Genomic DNA, 14,960 nt, shown 5'->3' on the forward strand with positions numbered 1-14,960 from the left:
TCTCGGGCACCCCGACCGACGGCGACTACGGTAACAACCCGATCACGGTCACCGCCACCGATGCCCATGGCAAGGCGATCAGCGAGAGTTTCAATCTCGCCGTCGGCGACAACGGCCCGACCGCTACCGCCGTCGCAAACCAGAGCGCCAACGAAGGCCAGGCCTACTCGCTCAATGTCTCCAGTCACTTCGCGGCCCCCGCCGCCGGCGATGCTCTGACCTTCTCGGCCAAGCTACCGACCGGCCTCAGCATCAACGCCCATACCGGCGTCATCTCGGGCACCCCGACCGACGGCGACTTCGGCAACGACCCGATCACGGTCACGGCGACCGACGCCCACGGCAAGGCGATCAGCGAGAGTTTCAATCTCGCCGTCGGCGACAGCGGCCCGACCGCCACCCCCATCGCAAACCAGAGCGCCCTCGAAGGCCAAAGCTTCTCACTCAATGTCTCCAGTCACTTCGCGGCCCCCGCTGCCGGCGATGCCCTGACCTTCTCGGCCGCGCTGCCAACCGGCCTCAGTATCGATGCCCATACCGGGGTCATCTCGGGCACGCCGACCGACAGCGACTTCGGCACTAACACGGTCACGGTGACGGCCACCGACGCGCACGGCAAAGTGATCAGCGAGAGCTTCCATCTCGCCGTCGGCGACAGCGGCCCGACCGCCACCCCCATCGCAAACCAGAGCGCCCTCGAAGGCCAAAGCTTCTCATTCAATGTCTCCAGTCACTTCGCGGCCCCCGCTGCCGGCGACGCCCTGACCTTCTCGGCCAAGCTGCCGGCCGGCCTCAGCATCGATGCCCATACCGGCGTCATCTCGGGGACCCCGACCGATAGCGACTTCGGCAACGACCCGGTTACGGTCACGGCCACCGACGCCCATGGCAAAGCGATCAGCGAGAGCTTTCACCTCCAGGTCGGCGACAGCGGCCCGACCGCCACCGCCATTGCAAACCAGAGCGCCCTCGAAGGCCAAAGCTTCTCACTCAATGTCTCCAGTCACTTCGCGGCCCCCGCCGCCAGCGATCCACTGACCTTCTCGGCCAAGCTGCCGACCGGCCTTAGCATTAACGCCCATACCGGCGTTATCTCGGGAACCCCGACCGACAGCGACTTCGGCAACAACCCGGTTACGGTGACCGCCACCGACGCCCATGGCAAGGCGATCAGCGAGAGCTTCAACCTCGCCGTCGACGACAGCGGCCCGACGGCCACTCCGATCGCAAGCCAGAGCGCCCTTGAAGGCCACGCCTTCTCGCTGAATGTCTCAAGCCACTTCAAAGCGCCGGCGGCCGGCGACACGCTAACCTTCTCAGGATCATTGCCGGCCGGCCTCAGCATCGACGCCCATACCGGCGTCATTACCGGCGTGCCGACCGACAGTGACTTCGGCAGCAACACGGTCGCGGTCACCGCGACCGACGCCCATGGCAAGGCAATCAGCGAGAGTTTCCAACTCCAGGTCGGCGACAGCGGTCCGACCGCTACCGCCATCGCAAACCAGAGCGCCTTTGAAGGCCACACTTTCTCGCTCAATGTCTCAAGCCACTTCCAAGCCCCCGCCGCCGGCGATGCCCTGACCTTCTCGGCCAAGCTGCCGACCGGCCTCAGCATCGATACCCATACGGGCGTCATCTCGGGCACCCCGACGGACAGCGACTTCGGCAACAACTCGGTCACGGTGACGGCGACCGACGCCCACGGCAAGGCGATCAGCGAGAGCTTCCATCTTTCCGTCGGTGACAGCGGCCCGACGGCCACCGCCATCTCAGACCAAAGCGCCTATGAGGGCCACAGTTTCTCGCTCGATGTCTCCAGCCACTTCGCCGCGCCTGCTGCGGGCGATGCCCTGACCTTTTCGGCCAAGCTGCCCACCGGTCTCAGCATCGACGCCCACTCTGGCACCATCTCAGGCACCCCGACCGACAGCGACTTCGGCAACCAAACGGTCACGGTGACGGCGACCGATACCCATGGCAAGGCAATCAGCGAGAGCTTCCATCTCCAGGTCGGCGACAGCGGTCCGACGGCAACCGCCATCGCGGACCAGAGCGCTAATGAAGGCCAGGCTTTCTCGCTCAACGTCGCAAGCCACTTCGCCGCACCAGCCGCCGGCGATGCCCTGACCTTCTCAGCCTCCTTGCCGGCCGGCCTCAGCATCAATGCCCATACCGGCGTCATCTCGGGGACCCCGACTGACGGCGACTACACCAGCAATGCGCATGCGTTCAACTTCAATTTTACGTCGTTCGACGGCACCTTTACGGTTACGGGACAGCTCAATACCGCCAACGCGCTTGATGCCGCGGGAGGATATGACGTCACTGGAATTGCAGGATCTGTCGTTGGGCCGAACGGTGGGACGATAAGCAGTCTGATAAACAATCCCAACCCTTCAGCCGAATCAATAAGTCCGGACGGCGTATTCATTTACGACAACGTGTTACTGGCAAACAGCAGCCCGTCACTCGACTACGGCGGCGTCCTCTTCAATTCCAATGGCCTTGAATACAATATATTTTACCAAAACGGCAATTATCAACTCATCGAGACCCTCAGTCCTCACGGGACTGCGTATGCGGGACAAGACGGTTCGTTCACAATCTCCGCTATTCCTGCAAGCGACCCAATCACTGTGACGGCAACCGATGCCCACGGTCAGTCGATCAGCCAGAGCTTCCATCTCGCCGTCGGCGACAGCGGTCCGACCGCCACGACCATCGCAGACCAGAGCGCCTACGAAGGACAGAACTTCTCGCTTGATGTCTCGAGCCACTTCGCCGCTCCTGCAGCCGGCGATACGCTAACGTTCTCGGCCGCATTGCCAACCGGGCTGAGCATCGATGCCCATACCGGCATCATCTCGGGCGCCCCGGCCGTCAGCGATGTGGGAAACACCCCAATCACGGTGACCGCGACCGACGCGCACGGCCAGGCGATCAGCGAGCACCTTAATCTGGCGGTCGCCGACCACAACGACACATTTTTCATCGCTTCCCACAGCGGGAATATTGCGATCACAGGCAGCAACAATTGGACCGACGCTGTCGATCTTCACAATATTGGACAGAATGCGAGTTTCAATCTGACGGAATTCGCGTCGGACGGCCACGTAGTCCAAAGCTGGACGGGACTAGTGGTTGACGGATCACCGCAGTCTGATCACAACATCACGCTTGCGCAAGGCGACCATGCGCAGATCACCGTCAATCATATCGACGGCAGCGCGAGCGACCATATTGCGCTTCAACATATTGATCACATCAAATACTGATCTTGAAAAAGCTCACGTTCCGGCGAGCCATTTAGGCGAGCAGCCTGGATCTACGATAAATTATGTTGCGGTGTCAGATGAACGCAACGCCCATTTTGTTGCCGTGGCGCCAAATTACCCTGCATTTTCTGACGAGCTTTTCGGAAACGATCACCAGCGTCAGGTGCTCCGGCATTTCTGCTGTTTCCGCATTCAACAGCGCGCCGTCGTCGGAAAGATTGCGAACGGTACAAGCCGTGCCGAGACCTTTTGCCTGAATGACCCCGTCCTTAAAGACGCGGCGTCTTGGGGCCCGCCTGTTGTCGTCCACCGCATGCCTCCTCGATTTCGGAGCAGAAGCATACCAAGCAAATTTTACGAGTGTCCTAATTTTGGCTTCTATGCCAAGCGTGCCGCTGCCGCTTCGCATCCGCGAGAACCCCGGGTAACGCGCTGATGTGTAGCGCCCCTTCGTGACAAAGCAGCGGATATGCCGGCGCAATATAAGCACAACGAGTAAGAAGTGCCGCCTCACTGACTATGTAATTGCGGCAGACGACGTTCTCCGGAATCGGCCCCCGCAGCAAGCTTGCGCGACTGATAGGTCTTCAGAACACTTCGGGACGTTTCGATATTCAGGCCGGCAAATTCTCGTTTCATTTCATCCAGGTCGTGTGAAACGATACGGTGGTCCGGCGCGCCGAGAAACAGCAGCGACATCGTGGTCTCCCAGGAGAACCCGAGAGCTTTGGTCAAAATCAGAAGCGTTTCCTTGCTCTTGTCAATTAACGCCCGTTCAACCACATCGACGGGCAAGGAGCACAACAATGACAATCCCGCCGTGACTTCCTCGAACTTGTGGGATTGCGCATATTCGAAGATCTTGTTCTCATTCAAATCGCCGACATATCTCTCTCTTGCCACGCTCCTCTTTGCATCGAAATAGCTTTTCGACGCGGGGCCGAATCTCGCATGCAGTGCGCCCGTGACGTCTGTCACCATGGTTTGCATCTGGCTTGCCTCAGCTGTGTGCTCATCTTCGAGCTTCTTTTTAACGTTGTGAGCTGCCTTGGCGATTAGCTGTTGGAAGAGATGCCTGGGGATGTCCTTGCGGCGGCCGAGTTGCTCGACAAGTATCGAATCGCTCTCGGAGCGCTTGATTATCTGCAAAATGCCAAGGTCCGAAAAGCGGGCGCCGTCGTTTTTTGCAACCGAGCGTACAACCTCCTGGTTCCCTCGTGTCACAAGCACATCCGTAACGTCCTCGCTGATGGACTTTCGCTGAGAAATTGCCAGCAGATGTAGCTGACTTTTGGACCTGGCATTTGCAACCAAGGCGCTGCAATCGAGACGCTCAGACCGACGAAGTACGGGGCCTGCAACATCGATCGAATCGTCGAAGGCAAGTTTGTTGATGATACGGGTAGGAGCATTGTCGATTCGAGCCAGTCGTTTCGCGAGTTGGGCGCGTGCCGCAACGGCGATATCCCGCTCCAGCAGCCCTATTACCTCTCCAAACATCCAGATCTCGTCATCGGTATAGCGGCCGGCTATCAATATATCGGTCGCATACCACAACGCCCGCTCGCGGCTCTCTGCCGATCCTCGCGACACTGCAACTTCTAGTTCATGCAGAAATGACATTGCTTAAATCGTTTGCCAGAAATTCTAAGCGATGCGTTTCCCATCATTCAAGGCGGGCGCACCAGGGAAATAGGTAACAGTGCGGTAATCAAAAACTTGAGTTTTGGGACCAACGATCAGTTTGGCCACACAATAAAACTTGCCTAATGGTCGAACGCGAGCCAACTGCCGGGGCTGCATCACGTGCACCTCCTGTGACCTATCGACAAATAGACAGACTATGCTCGATTTCTTAATAGACTTTTCCGGTGGGGTGATCGAAGTCCTCCGAGGGCTTCCAAACGGTGATAGGCGGTAACCTGTGGCCGCTGAAATTGAACGATCAACCTCAGCTCGATCGCGAGAGAGCACGGATGGTGCTACAGCACCGTCGGGAGAAGCCTGTCGAAGCGATCGCATCTGCCGCGATGCGTCGGTGTCGTCGATCCGAACCAAGAACCGATGCATGGGTGAACCTTACGAGCCTTGGCGGTCCCGTGCGCGGCAACCGTTTATCTAGAACACCTTGCCACATTGGCTAACGGGCCACTTATCTTGCCCGTGCGAGAAGCCGTCGCCGCGTTCTCAGCTCGGCGGCGGCTTTTGCTGCGCCTCCGCTTGAGAATATCCGCGGGCGCTTACGAGCGCCAAAGAGTAGCCAATGTCCGCTTTGCCCGAGCGCCCCGAAGCGGACATTCGCCGATCAGAATCTAATGGAAGAAGCGGGCGATTGGCCCAGCCATCCGCGGATAAGATCTAACGCCGTCACAACGATATCGATGCTGGACCCACCCCGACCTTCAACTGCGCTGATAGCAGTCGGCTTGGCGACCTGGCTCATGAATTGCGGCCCGCTTCGCAATCGGAGATGGCCACCGTCGCACTCGAACTCATCAGATCTAAGCCCTTTACCTTGGCTAATCGACTCTCTTAACTGTCCTTTTGAGGAAGCAATTCGTAGACGCCTGCTGTGTGCCAACCCGCAAGCCGATAGCAGGTTGAGCGCCGTAGCCTAGATTTTGTCGAAACGGCCACGCTACTTGATGGCCACTATTTCCTGGCTCCGAGATCAGATGTTATGGAACGCCGATGTTAGCTTGGCCCTCGACAGCGGACATTCAGCCCGACGGTCGTTAGGTCCGCTTTGTGCCAATAAGCGACATGGAGTGGTCGCATCTATAATGAAAGAGGCCGCCAACTAAGGCGGCCTCGCGCATTCAGCATCAATTGGTGGGTTACAGGAAGAGGACCGGGGACGCCTTGTCGACGTGCTTGGTTATGGAAAACGAATTGAACGTAACTTTTCCGGCAGCGCCGCCTACCACCGTCGACAGTTCGGCCTCGCTCAACTCTCCCGAGGGGACGGAAGCAGTTTTGCAATTGGCGGGCGTTTCGACGAAATCGGTCATTGTTTACCTCCTGTTGTTCGACGGCCGGGACCATCAAGTTGTCTATGCGGAGGAGACTAGGCGCGGGATGGATGGCCTACCGTGATCCAGGTCACGCTTCAAACTAGGCCACTCCCAAAATCAAATTGGGCCACTGAGGGTTAAAACAGGCCAGTACCCGGCGCGCCATGGGAACGTGTCGTGATCTTGGACCAATTCAGGAACATAGGTGTCAGACTGTCGGAAGTCCGCTTCGGGTCAAACTGAGACCCTGACGACGACGGGGACACTCGTGAATGGTGGGACCACGCTGATCTATCTGGCTAGAAAGCGCGACTGCGACGGCTGCAAACTCAGAGCGCAGTGCTGTCCGAAGGTCCCCTTCCGCAAGGTTCCGCGCGATCAGCACGAAGCCGCTCGGGATATTGCGCGTTCCCTCGCAGGGACCGAGGCGTTCGAGCAATCAAGGCTGGAGCGCAAGAAGATCGAGATGCGGTTCGCGCACCTGAAGCGCATCCTGAGACTCGGTCGACTTCGACTGCGTGGTCCACGAGGCGCCCAGGATGAGTTTGTTCTGGCCGCTATCGCCCAGAACCTGCGACGTCTAGCATCGTTGGTCGCCCGGCCACCGCCATCTGCGATTCAGTGCATTGCGTAGCGTGAGAGTTGCGTAGAGAGCGTCAAGACCGGCAGATCAAAGCCGGTCGCCCTCAGCCGAATGACTGACGAGCATCCATTAGGTGCAACCGACTTTTTCAACAAAATCGGCCATATCCGGACTCTTGCACCGCAACACGACACGTACTCAGCCGATCACTCTATCGGTGCGCGCGAGCGCCATCGGAGTGTCGAACCTTGCTATTCGATTCGAATTGCGCGGCGCTTCATTCGGCTAACTTTGTGAACGACATCACATATCCGACCGGCGATCGAATGTAATTTGGGTGAATGGGCTGAATTCGATCGACAACGCTAACGTACCGGGTGCACCAACGGCACCCTCGGCGGTCCGTCCATAATGGAGAGGGACATGGTCGATGCATCGGTAGCAAAGCGACTCGTCCAGGTCATCATCGACAATCTGCCGGAGCCAGTCCCCGGGAGGAGGCCGGTTCACACCATCGGCATGGGCGTGAAGGGCAAGTTCGTGGCGTCGGACGTGGCGCGCACCTATTGCATCGCAGAGCACTTCAACGGACAGCCCGTCGACGTGTCGGTGAGATTCTCCAACGGATTGGGGGGGCTGGAGCAACATGATGGATGGTCCGATGTTCGGGGAATGGCGACGCGCTTCCACCTTTCGGACGGTAGGGGAAGCGATCTGATCGCCACGACGCTCGGCGAATTCTTTGTCCGCAATGTCGAGGACTTTTTCGAGTTCGCCGAGGTCGCGAAGCTCGAGCGGTATCGAAGACGACGCTGGTGGCTGAAGCTTTGGGACATTGTGCGGCTTAAGGTGCCCCCTCGCAATCCGCACCCGAACGAAACCAGGAATGTCGATGCGGGGGCGCTCTGTTATGCCAATCGGCACCGCTTCGCCCAGCTAGGAGTATTCCAGGTCGGACTGATCGGCGCACCGGAGAGCTATGCCCGCGCGAGCTATCACGCCGTCCACACCTTCTGGGTGACGGGTCCCGATGGAACTCGCCGTCCCGTTCGCTTTTCCTGGCAGGCGGTCGCAGGCGTTCGCAACACCGATTCCAAGACCGTGCCGCGCGACAAATATCTGTTCGAGGAGCTTAAAAACCGCCTGCGGTGGTGGCCGGCCCGATTCATGCTGATGATGACAATCGGCGAAGCGGGCGATGCGCTCGACGATCCCACAAAGCCCTGGCCGGGGACGCGAATCCGGGTCGCCATGGGTACCCTTACGCTCACCGAGGTCCCCGAGGATCAGGAAGCGGCTGGCGAACGCATCAGTTTCAATCCCTGCCGTCTCGCGCCCGGCATCGAAGTCTCCGGGGATCCCATCCTCGAGGCCCGCCTGGGCGCCTATGAAGTCTCGCGTGAAATGCGCGGCGGGTGTCCCTTCAGGTGGAGGTAAGTCGATGCCAACGGACGAAGGTTTGCTCGATCGTTTTGTGGACTGGTTGCCCAAGAACCTCGTGTTCAAGTGCGTGGCGTCATGGACACTGGTGCCGCTCTGGGCGCGGTTGACGCCGGTGAAGCCTCTGCCCGGTGGTCCCCACCCGTCGTTCCAGCACGGTGACAACGTCCAGTGCATGATGAATCTGATCATGCCGCTCAAGATCAAGTCGCCGATCGGAAGAGCGGAAGCCGCGCTGGCAATCGCGCAAAACAAGGATGCGATCTATGCCGGCTTGAACAATGTCGGCACGGTGCACTTCGCGCGCTTTGTCATCGTCGGCGACAATATTTGCATGTTCTCCGTCTATGACGGGGATTTCACCAACTACATTCGTGACTTTATCGCCACGATCGGCAGCGTGTTCAACGCCGTGGTCGACCTCGTCGAAGGAGGAGATGACGTGATCCCTTGCGAGGAGAATGTCGAGGCGTTCATCCAATGGATACACGAGCGCGACCTGTACCAGGTGCCGGACACCGCCACCGAGTTTTTGAGAGACCAGGAAGCCTTGAATGGAGACAGGGCCGTATCACCCGTCAATGACGATCTGACCCTGCTTCCGCGCAAAATGGTCCTGCAGCTTCGCGCCAACGCGAACGTATCGCTCGGCAGCGGCTACCGGGCCTATCCCGGATTTTCGGTGGCTCAGGTTCGCAAACAACTGGGGATAGGCTGGTGAGTATCATGTTCGACCTCGCTGATCTGCAGGGCAACATCTTGCGTGGCTATCGCAAGCCGCACGTGCGGTACCTCATTCTTGAAGTCGCCGATCGCAGCGCCGCCCGGCGCTGGCTCGCCGCCTCCATATCCGGCCGCGACCACGGCGTTCCGCAGATAACGACAGGGAATTGGGGGGCAGCCAAGCCGGACACCTGTTTCAACATTGGCCTGACCTACGAGGGACTGCGCGCCCTCGGCACGCCGAGTTCTTCGCTTGAAATGTTCCCCAACGAATTCATCGAGGGCATGACCGCCCGCGCCTTGAAGCTCGGGGATGTCGGGCCGAGCGCGCCGGAAACCTGGCCATCACCCTTCGATGAGCCCAGGCGGATCCATCTCATCGCAACGATCTACGCGGGAAATGTCAGGCAACTGGACGAAGTCCAGCAGCGCGCCCTCGACCGAAACGCCCTGACGCTGCTCGGTACACGCGAGGGCTACAATTTCCGAGACGACTTCGTTCACTTCGGTTATCGCGACAACATCATGCAACCAAGATTCGAGGGAGTTCACGACCCACAGGGCCATGCTGACGGACAACCCAGGGCCCCGCTCGGCACCGTGTTGCTGGGACATCCGACCAATTTGGAAGGCCTGAAATGGCGGGTTCCTCAACCCGCGGCGTTGGGACGCAACGGCACGTTCAACGCCTTCCGCGTGCTGAAGCAGGATGTGGTCGGATTCGAGGAGTATCTCGATCAGGCAGCATCCGATTTGCTCAAGCACCCGCAAGTCGACGAGTTGCTGCCGCAAGGCGCTGAAGCGAAAATCGGCCAAGTCCTGTCAATCGAGGGCCTGTCAATCGAAGGCCTGTCGCGTCATGGTGCCTTGCGCGAGGTCGTCGCCGCCAACCTGTGCGGCCGATGGCGCGATGGCACGCCGCTGGCACTGTCGGCGGATGCACCTGATCCCAACGTGAATAAAGCGAATTTTGACTATGTTGATGGGTCCCGCTGCCCCTATGGAGCCCATATCCGCCGGGGCAATCCGCGGGGCGGGCAGATCGTGCAACGCGTAGCGAATAACAGCCGGCGCCTTGTTCGGCGCGGCATGCCCTATGGACCAGCCTATGATCCGGCGAAGCGTGATCGGGATAAGCCCGAGCCGGAACGGGGCCTGCTTGGCAACTTCATTGGTGCCAGCCTCGGCGCCCAGTTCGAGGCCATGTCCTGCGACTGGCTGAATCTTGGTCTTCAGGATCCGCGCATCACCGGCTCCAACGATCCGATCGTAGGCGCCAACGGTACCGGCACGACCTGGTTCGACTTGCCGCTTAAATCCGGCCGCACGATCCGGCTGCGGGAATTGCCGCAATTTGTCTCGACGCGGGGCGGCGCCTATACGTTCCTGCCGAGCCTCTCGGCGATCCGCTTTTTGGGATCGCTGTGATGTGAGTCGACCAAACAGGCCGAGGGTCATTCGGGGGCCCTTGTAAGGCATGATTCACTAGTTCAACACTCTTACCAGATCATCAGCCTCGCGCAGATCGCGGGAAGTTTCCGCGGATGCAAATTTCGCCCGGGTCGATATCAGCAGGTCTCGTGCTTCGGCGCGTCCGGATGCGCTCTCGCCGGCGCTGACGAGGCGCGCGATGCTGATCGCCGTGCGCAATTCCCAACCGACCGCCCCGAGCTTCCTGGCAGAGGCAAGCGAGCGTTTGAACAAGCGCATGGCAGCCCTGTCGTCTCGCAATGGTTCGCTACACAGCAGCGAGCCGTGGATCCGATAAATCTCGGGAGCAGCCCAACGCTCGCCGGTTTGCTTTACCAGAGCCCCAGCCGAAGCAGCGAAGCTTCGAGCCCTTTCTATCTGCCCGATCCGTCCGAATTCTGTGGCGAGCAGAATTCGATAGAGGGGCATCTGAATGCACCGATTCTCGGCGGGTAGCTTGTCGAGCAAGCCGCATAATTGTTCGAGCACTTCCGGCGCGGGGCCTCGTGCCGCCAACGCAGCGGTTGCCCACAATGGGCCGATGACCCGGTACATCGGATAGCCATACTCATCAGCGACCTTCAGACCGCGCTTTACACTGGCAAGGTTGGCCGCAAGATCGCCCTCGTACCAGTAATCGGAGACGCCAAGAATGGAGGCAAAAGCCAGCATGAACGGATGCCCGATCTCGTTCGCGAGCTGCCGCGCTGTCACGCAGCACTCTCTGGCCCGGCCTGGCCGGCCCAACAACCATTCGATGTGTCCGGAATAGACGAGCGATACGATCAATGGATCATGCTGATAAATCTGGACCAGCTTGCCGTGCTCACGCGGATTGTAGCGAGCGCTGACCAGAGCCGCGAGCTCACTCGCCTGCTCCAGACGACCGAGAAAGAAATTGGCGATTACGGCAGCGGTGTAGGCCATGAGGGCAGCCTCGTCGTCGCGCCACTCTTCCGCCCGCCGGACGAAATCCTGCGCGTGTTCGAGGCCCTTGGCGAGCTGGCAGTCGACCAGCTTGGCTATGGTGCTTCCCCACAGCACCGTCGACTTCTCGCGAATGGTGCCATGGCTCGCGCAAAGCTTGAGTGCGCGACTGTAGGGGCCATAGACGTTCGGATCGGACCATCCGGCGTTGGCGGTGTACGCCATCGCCAAATTGGATTGCAGTGCGATTTCAGTTTCGAAGCGCCGTGGTGACGCCGGCATCTTGGGTATCAGCGAGAGGCCTTCGCGAAGATGAGCCACGGCTTCCTTGGTGGCAGAGCGGCGGAGCGCGGCTTTGCCCGCCTGAAGCCAGGCCTCGATCGCTTCCGGAATGTTGCCTGCGCGTGCATAATGATAGCCTAACACCGCCGGCTGGCTACTTTCTCCAATGGCGGCTTCCTGGAGCAGCCACGATGCGACGCGGGCGTGGAGCTCACGCCTTTCCTCCTTGAGCAACGAGGAGTAGGCGACTTCCTGTATCATCGCGTGCTTGAACGTGAAGACCGTGCCTTGAGACTCCTCGCTACGATACACAATCCCGGCCCTCTCCAGCGCCCGCAACGAGTCTTTTAGCGCTTGGCCCTTATCTGGAAGCACGCTGAAAATGCCTTCATAGATGAAGCGCCTTCCGAAAACAGAGGCGATCTGGGCGACGCGCTTGGCAGGACCGAGACGATCAAGGCGCTCCATCAGTGAATCTTGAATACTTGCCGGCACCAGATCCGGCAACTTCCCGCTCGGCACAGGGCTCTCAGCGGCCAGCGGGACCGCACCGGAATCGACGATGGCCCGCGTAAACTCCTCGACAAAGAGTGGCACGCCGTCGGTTCGTTCGACGATCTGGCTGGTAATCCGGCGCGGCACGAAATCGCTGCCCGCGATGGCTGCGACCATCTGCTCGCATTCATGCACTGCCAGCTTTTGCAGGGCAATTCGTCGAATTGCCGGGCCTGACAACCAGTCGGCCCTGTAATCATCGCGATGCGTGATCAGGGCCATAATCCGCTCGCCAGCACAGTTAGCTACCACGCGTACCAGCAGTTCGATGGTGGTCGGGTCCATCCATTGGACGTCCTCGACGATTACGAGGATCGGCCGCTTGCGCGAGGCAGCGACAAGAACATCGACGAGCACCTGAAAGCCACGCTCGCGCTCCGAAGGAGATCCGAAATCCGCGGGCTCGTATCCCGAGCATGCGGGTATCGACAGCACCGCTCCGTAGTAGCGAAGCGCCTGCTCGACATCGGTGGCGGCTCTTGCCAAAAGCGAACGCAATTTTGCCAATGCGAGTTCCGCGTCGTCGGTCTCCTGGATGCCGGTCGCGCGCATGAGCCGCTCGATTTCCGGGGCAAGCGGCGTGTTGACGTGGAACGGCGAACACTGCAACGACAGAACATCACGTGGAGACGCATCAAGGGAATTGCGGAACTGGCGGATCAAACGTGACTTGCCGATGCCGGGTTCACCGGAAATAACGCCAACCTGCCCCGAGCCGGCGAGACTCTGCTGCCACATCTCGGCAAGCAACGCACTTTCGCTGGTTCGGTTTATCATTGGGCCGAGAGGCGACCTCCGGGCTCGGTCGAACCTGCTTTCGCTGGACGCAAGCGCCTCTGCACGCCAGGCCTCGACCGGCTCCTCCACGCCCTTGAGAGATTGCCGGCCAAGCGGCGCATAGCTGAACGTTCCGCGGGTCAGCTCGTGAGTGCTCGAGCCGACCACGACACCGTTCTCACTGGCGAGTCCTTGCAGGCGGGCAGCGACATGTGCCGAGCTGCCGAACACTTCCCGTCGATCGGGGGGCTCGCCGGGCACGCTGCCGACGACGACCACCCCGGTATTTACCCCGATGCGCACGCCCAGGCGAACGAAGCTACCGTCCGACAGCAGAAACTGGTGTTCCTTGATCGCCGCGGAAATCGCCAGAGAGGCGCGGACCGCGCGTTCAGGATCATTTTCATGGGCTTGCGGGACGCCAAAAAATGCGAGCAACCCGTCACCAATCAATCTGGCGATATGACCGCCGTAGTGGCGAATCTGCTCGTCGCAGATATCGCGGTAAGTTTTGATAACCGCGAAGAACTCCTCGGGATCGATCCGCTCACTCAGGGGTGTCGAGCCGACGATGTCGATAAATGCCACGGTGAGCTGCCGGCGTTCGGCATGCAGAGCTTCATTCTCGACATTCGACGGCGCCTGCGTCCGCTGAAGTCCGCCCGAACGATCGCGCTTCGGCTGGCTGCTCATGACCCACCATGTTCAGTTTCCGCCGTACTGCCGCGAGGCAAGATAGACGGCGAGCCGCATCCGGTTGACGTTGCCGAGCGGCCTGTGCTCGGGCAGAGAGTTCCAGGGATTAAATACCATGTGCTCGCAGTCGTACAGCGCAATCTGCGTCAAAAAACTCTGCCTCGGAATGGCAATGCTTCCCAGCCGCACTATTCTCTCTTGAGGACGGGTCCACCGCCGCGAAGCGTCCTCGACGTCATCCGACGTGGCGGCGTGCCGTACCCGTATGGAGAAATCGAACACGACGTCATCGCCGCTTTGATGCGCACGCGGGTCCAGATCCCTCACAAGCGCTTCCTGGAGAAAGCTTTTCGATGGGCCCAAAACGCAAACGCCCACCATCTGGTGTCCTCATTTTGACCACCGGGAGGACCGACCAAATAGCGCACGACCTTATGCTCGCCGATCTTCGGCTCTGGGTCAAACGCGTCGGTTTGACGATGCGCCGATCTCTTCCGGTCTTCCCCGGTTGAGCCGGCGCCCTATGAACGGACATCGGCAGCATCGGTCGGAATGTCTCAAACGTGCCAAAAGCGGTCATACGGAAAGTCCAGCAAGGAAGGCCCCCGGATGGGAATGGCGCGAAGAAAGTCCTTAGCTGATGGTGTGACGGTGCGATTTTTTAGCTTTTGTTTAGTTGTCTCTGCGCTGCGATGTGTTAGTACGCGGCCTCATCAAACAAGGAGCTAACAAGTTGAAAGTTACGAAGCCAAAGAAGAACGGCAAAGCAGTGCGTCGCGAATGGACGAAGGCTGACGTCAAGGAACTCAAGGCACATTCTAAGGCGAGAACAGCGGTCACCAAAATATCGAAAGAGACAAAGCGCACGATTGGTGCGCTGCGCCAGAAGGCGCTCCATCTCGGGATTGGACTCGGGCATCAGCGGTAAACGCTAAGCACGGCGCGGCAGAAAGACGAAAACTGCCGCGCGTCAATTTAAGTTAGTCCCCCAGCCCTGTGGACGGCATCTTAGCGGCTCAACCAAGTCAATGTTTCAGTTGGGTCAAAGGCGTCGCCTTGACCGTGCCTCGGTCATTTCCGGTCTATCCCGATAAGCAGACGTTCTCAGTGTCCATCGGCATGTCCCAAACGTGCCATTGAGCGACATTCTGGTGGAGAAGTCCTCAGGGACGCCGTCATAAGCGCCCTCTAACCTAAAATGCCGGAAGTGGGCCT

The 14,960-nt window shown here is 59.5% G+C and carries 10 protein-coding genes and 1 pseudogene; 6 read left to right on the forward strand and 5 right to left on the reverse strand.

The genetic code is table 11. The features are described 5' to 3' along the window. Window positions 1-3,278 (forward strand): putative Ig domain-containing protein (locus E8A46_RS09915; protein ID WP_291559976.1); only part of this gene is annotated, 3,278 nt, incomplete at its 5' end. Window positions 3,279-3,351: 73 nt separating this feature from the next. Here E8A46_RS09915 and E8A46_RS09920 read toward each other — a convergent pair. The 3 genes from E8A46_RS09920 to E8A46_RS09930 form a co-directional block, all read right to left on the reverse strand. Next, the gene (locus E8A46_RS09920) at window positions 3,352-3,588 is read right to left on the reverse strand and encodes a PilZ domain-containing protein (protein WP_291559978.1); all 237 of its coding nucleotides are present in this window, start codon (window positions 3,586-3,588) and stop codon (window positions 3,352-3,354) included. A gap of 200 nt (window positions 3,589-3,788) precedes the next feature. Beyond that, on the reverse strand, window positions 3,789-4,901 hold the full coding sequence (locus E8A46_RS09925) for a DUF2336 domain-containing protein (protein ID WP_291559980.1): 1,113 nt from the start codon (window positions 4,899-4,901) through the stop codon (window positions 3,789-3,791). Window positions 4,902-6,115: 1,214 nt separating this feature from the next. Beyond that, entirely contained in the window at window positions 6,116-6,289 is a 174-nt protein-coding gene (locus tag E8A46_RS09930) for a type VI secretion system tube protein Hcp (RefSeq protein ID WP_291559982.1), read from the reverse strand. Window positions 6,290-6,578: 289 nt separating this feature from the next. On the opposite strand from E8A46_RS09930, the pseudogene E8A46_RS09935 reads away from it, so the two are divergent. The 4 genes and pseudogenes from E8A46_RS09935 to E8A46_RS09950 form a co-directional block, all read left to right on the forward strand. Next, window positions 6,579-6,926: pseudogene (locus E8A46_RS09935) on the forward strand (transposase); the annotation flags it as partial. 372 nt (window positions 6,927-7,298) lie between these two features. Further along, a complete protein-coding gene (locus tag E8A46_RS09940) occupies window positions 7,299-8,312 on the forward strand; it encodes a catalase (RefSeq protein WP_291559985.1) in 1,014 nt (337 codons plus the stop codon). Further along, window positions 8,275-9,036, forward strand: a complete 762-nt coding sequence (locus tag E8A46_RS09945) for a hypothetical protein (protein WP_291559987.1) — start codon at window positions 8,275-8,277, stop codon at window positions 9,034-9,036. Before E8A46_RS09940 ends, E8A46_RS09945 begins: the two co-directional genes overlap by 38 nt. Before the next feature lie 5 nt (window positions 9,037-9,041). Beyond that, the gene (locus E8A46_RS09950; protein ID WP_363251461.1) at window positions 9,042-10,466 is read left to right on the forward strand and encodes a hypothetical protein; all 1,425 of its coding nucleotides are present in this window, start codon (window positions 9,042-9,044) and stop codon (window positions 10,464-10,466) included. A 57-nt stretch (window positions 10,467-10,523) separates the two neighbouring features. Here E8A46_RS09950 and E8A46_RS09955 read toward each other — a convergent pair whose 3' ends face one another. Then, window positions 10,524-13,742 carry an adenylate/guanylate cyclase domain-containing protein gene (locus E8A46_RS09955; protein ID WP_291559992.1) on the reverse strand — a complete coding sequence of 1,073 codons (3,219 nt, stop codon included), beginning with the start codon at window positions 13,740-13,742 and terminating at the stop codon, window positions 10,524-10,526. A 12-nt stretch (window positions 13,743-13,754) separates the two neighbouring features. Continuing rightward, window positions 13,755-14,072, reverse strand: a complete 318-nt coding sequence (locus E8A46_RS09960) for a hypothetical protein (RefSeq protein WP_291559994.1) — start codon at window positions 14,070-14,072, stop codon at window positions 13,755-13,757. Window positions 14,073-14,478: 406 nt separating this feature from the next. Here E8A46_RS09960 and E8A46_RS09965 point away from each other — a divergent pair, with 406 nt between their 5' ends. Beyond that, window positions 14,479-14,673, forward strand: coding sequence for a hypothetical protein (locus E8A46_RS09965; RefSeq protein WP_291559996.1), 195 nt, complete (start codon window positions 14,479-14,481; stop codon window positions 14,671-14,673). The last annotated feature ends 287 nt before the right edge of the window (window positions 14,674-14,960 follow it).

The organism is Bradyrhizobium sp., from assembly GCF_004799445.1.
Classification (GTDB): Bacteria; Pseudomonadota; Alphaproteobacteria; order Rhizobiales; family Xanthobacteraceae; genus Bradyrhizobium.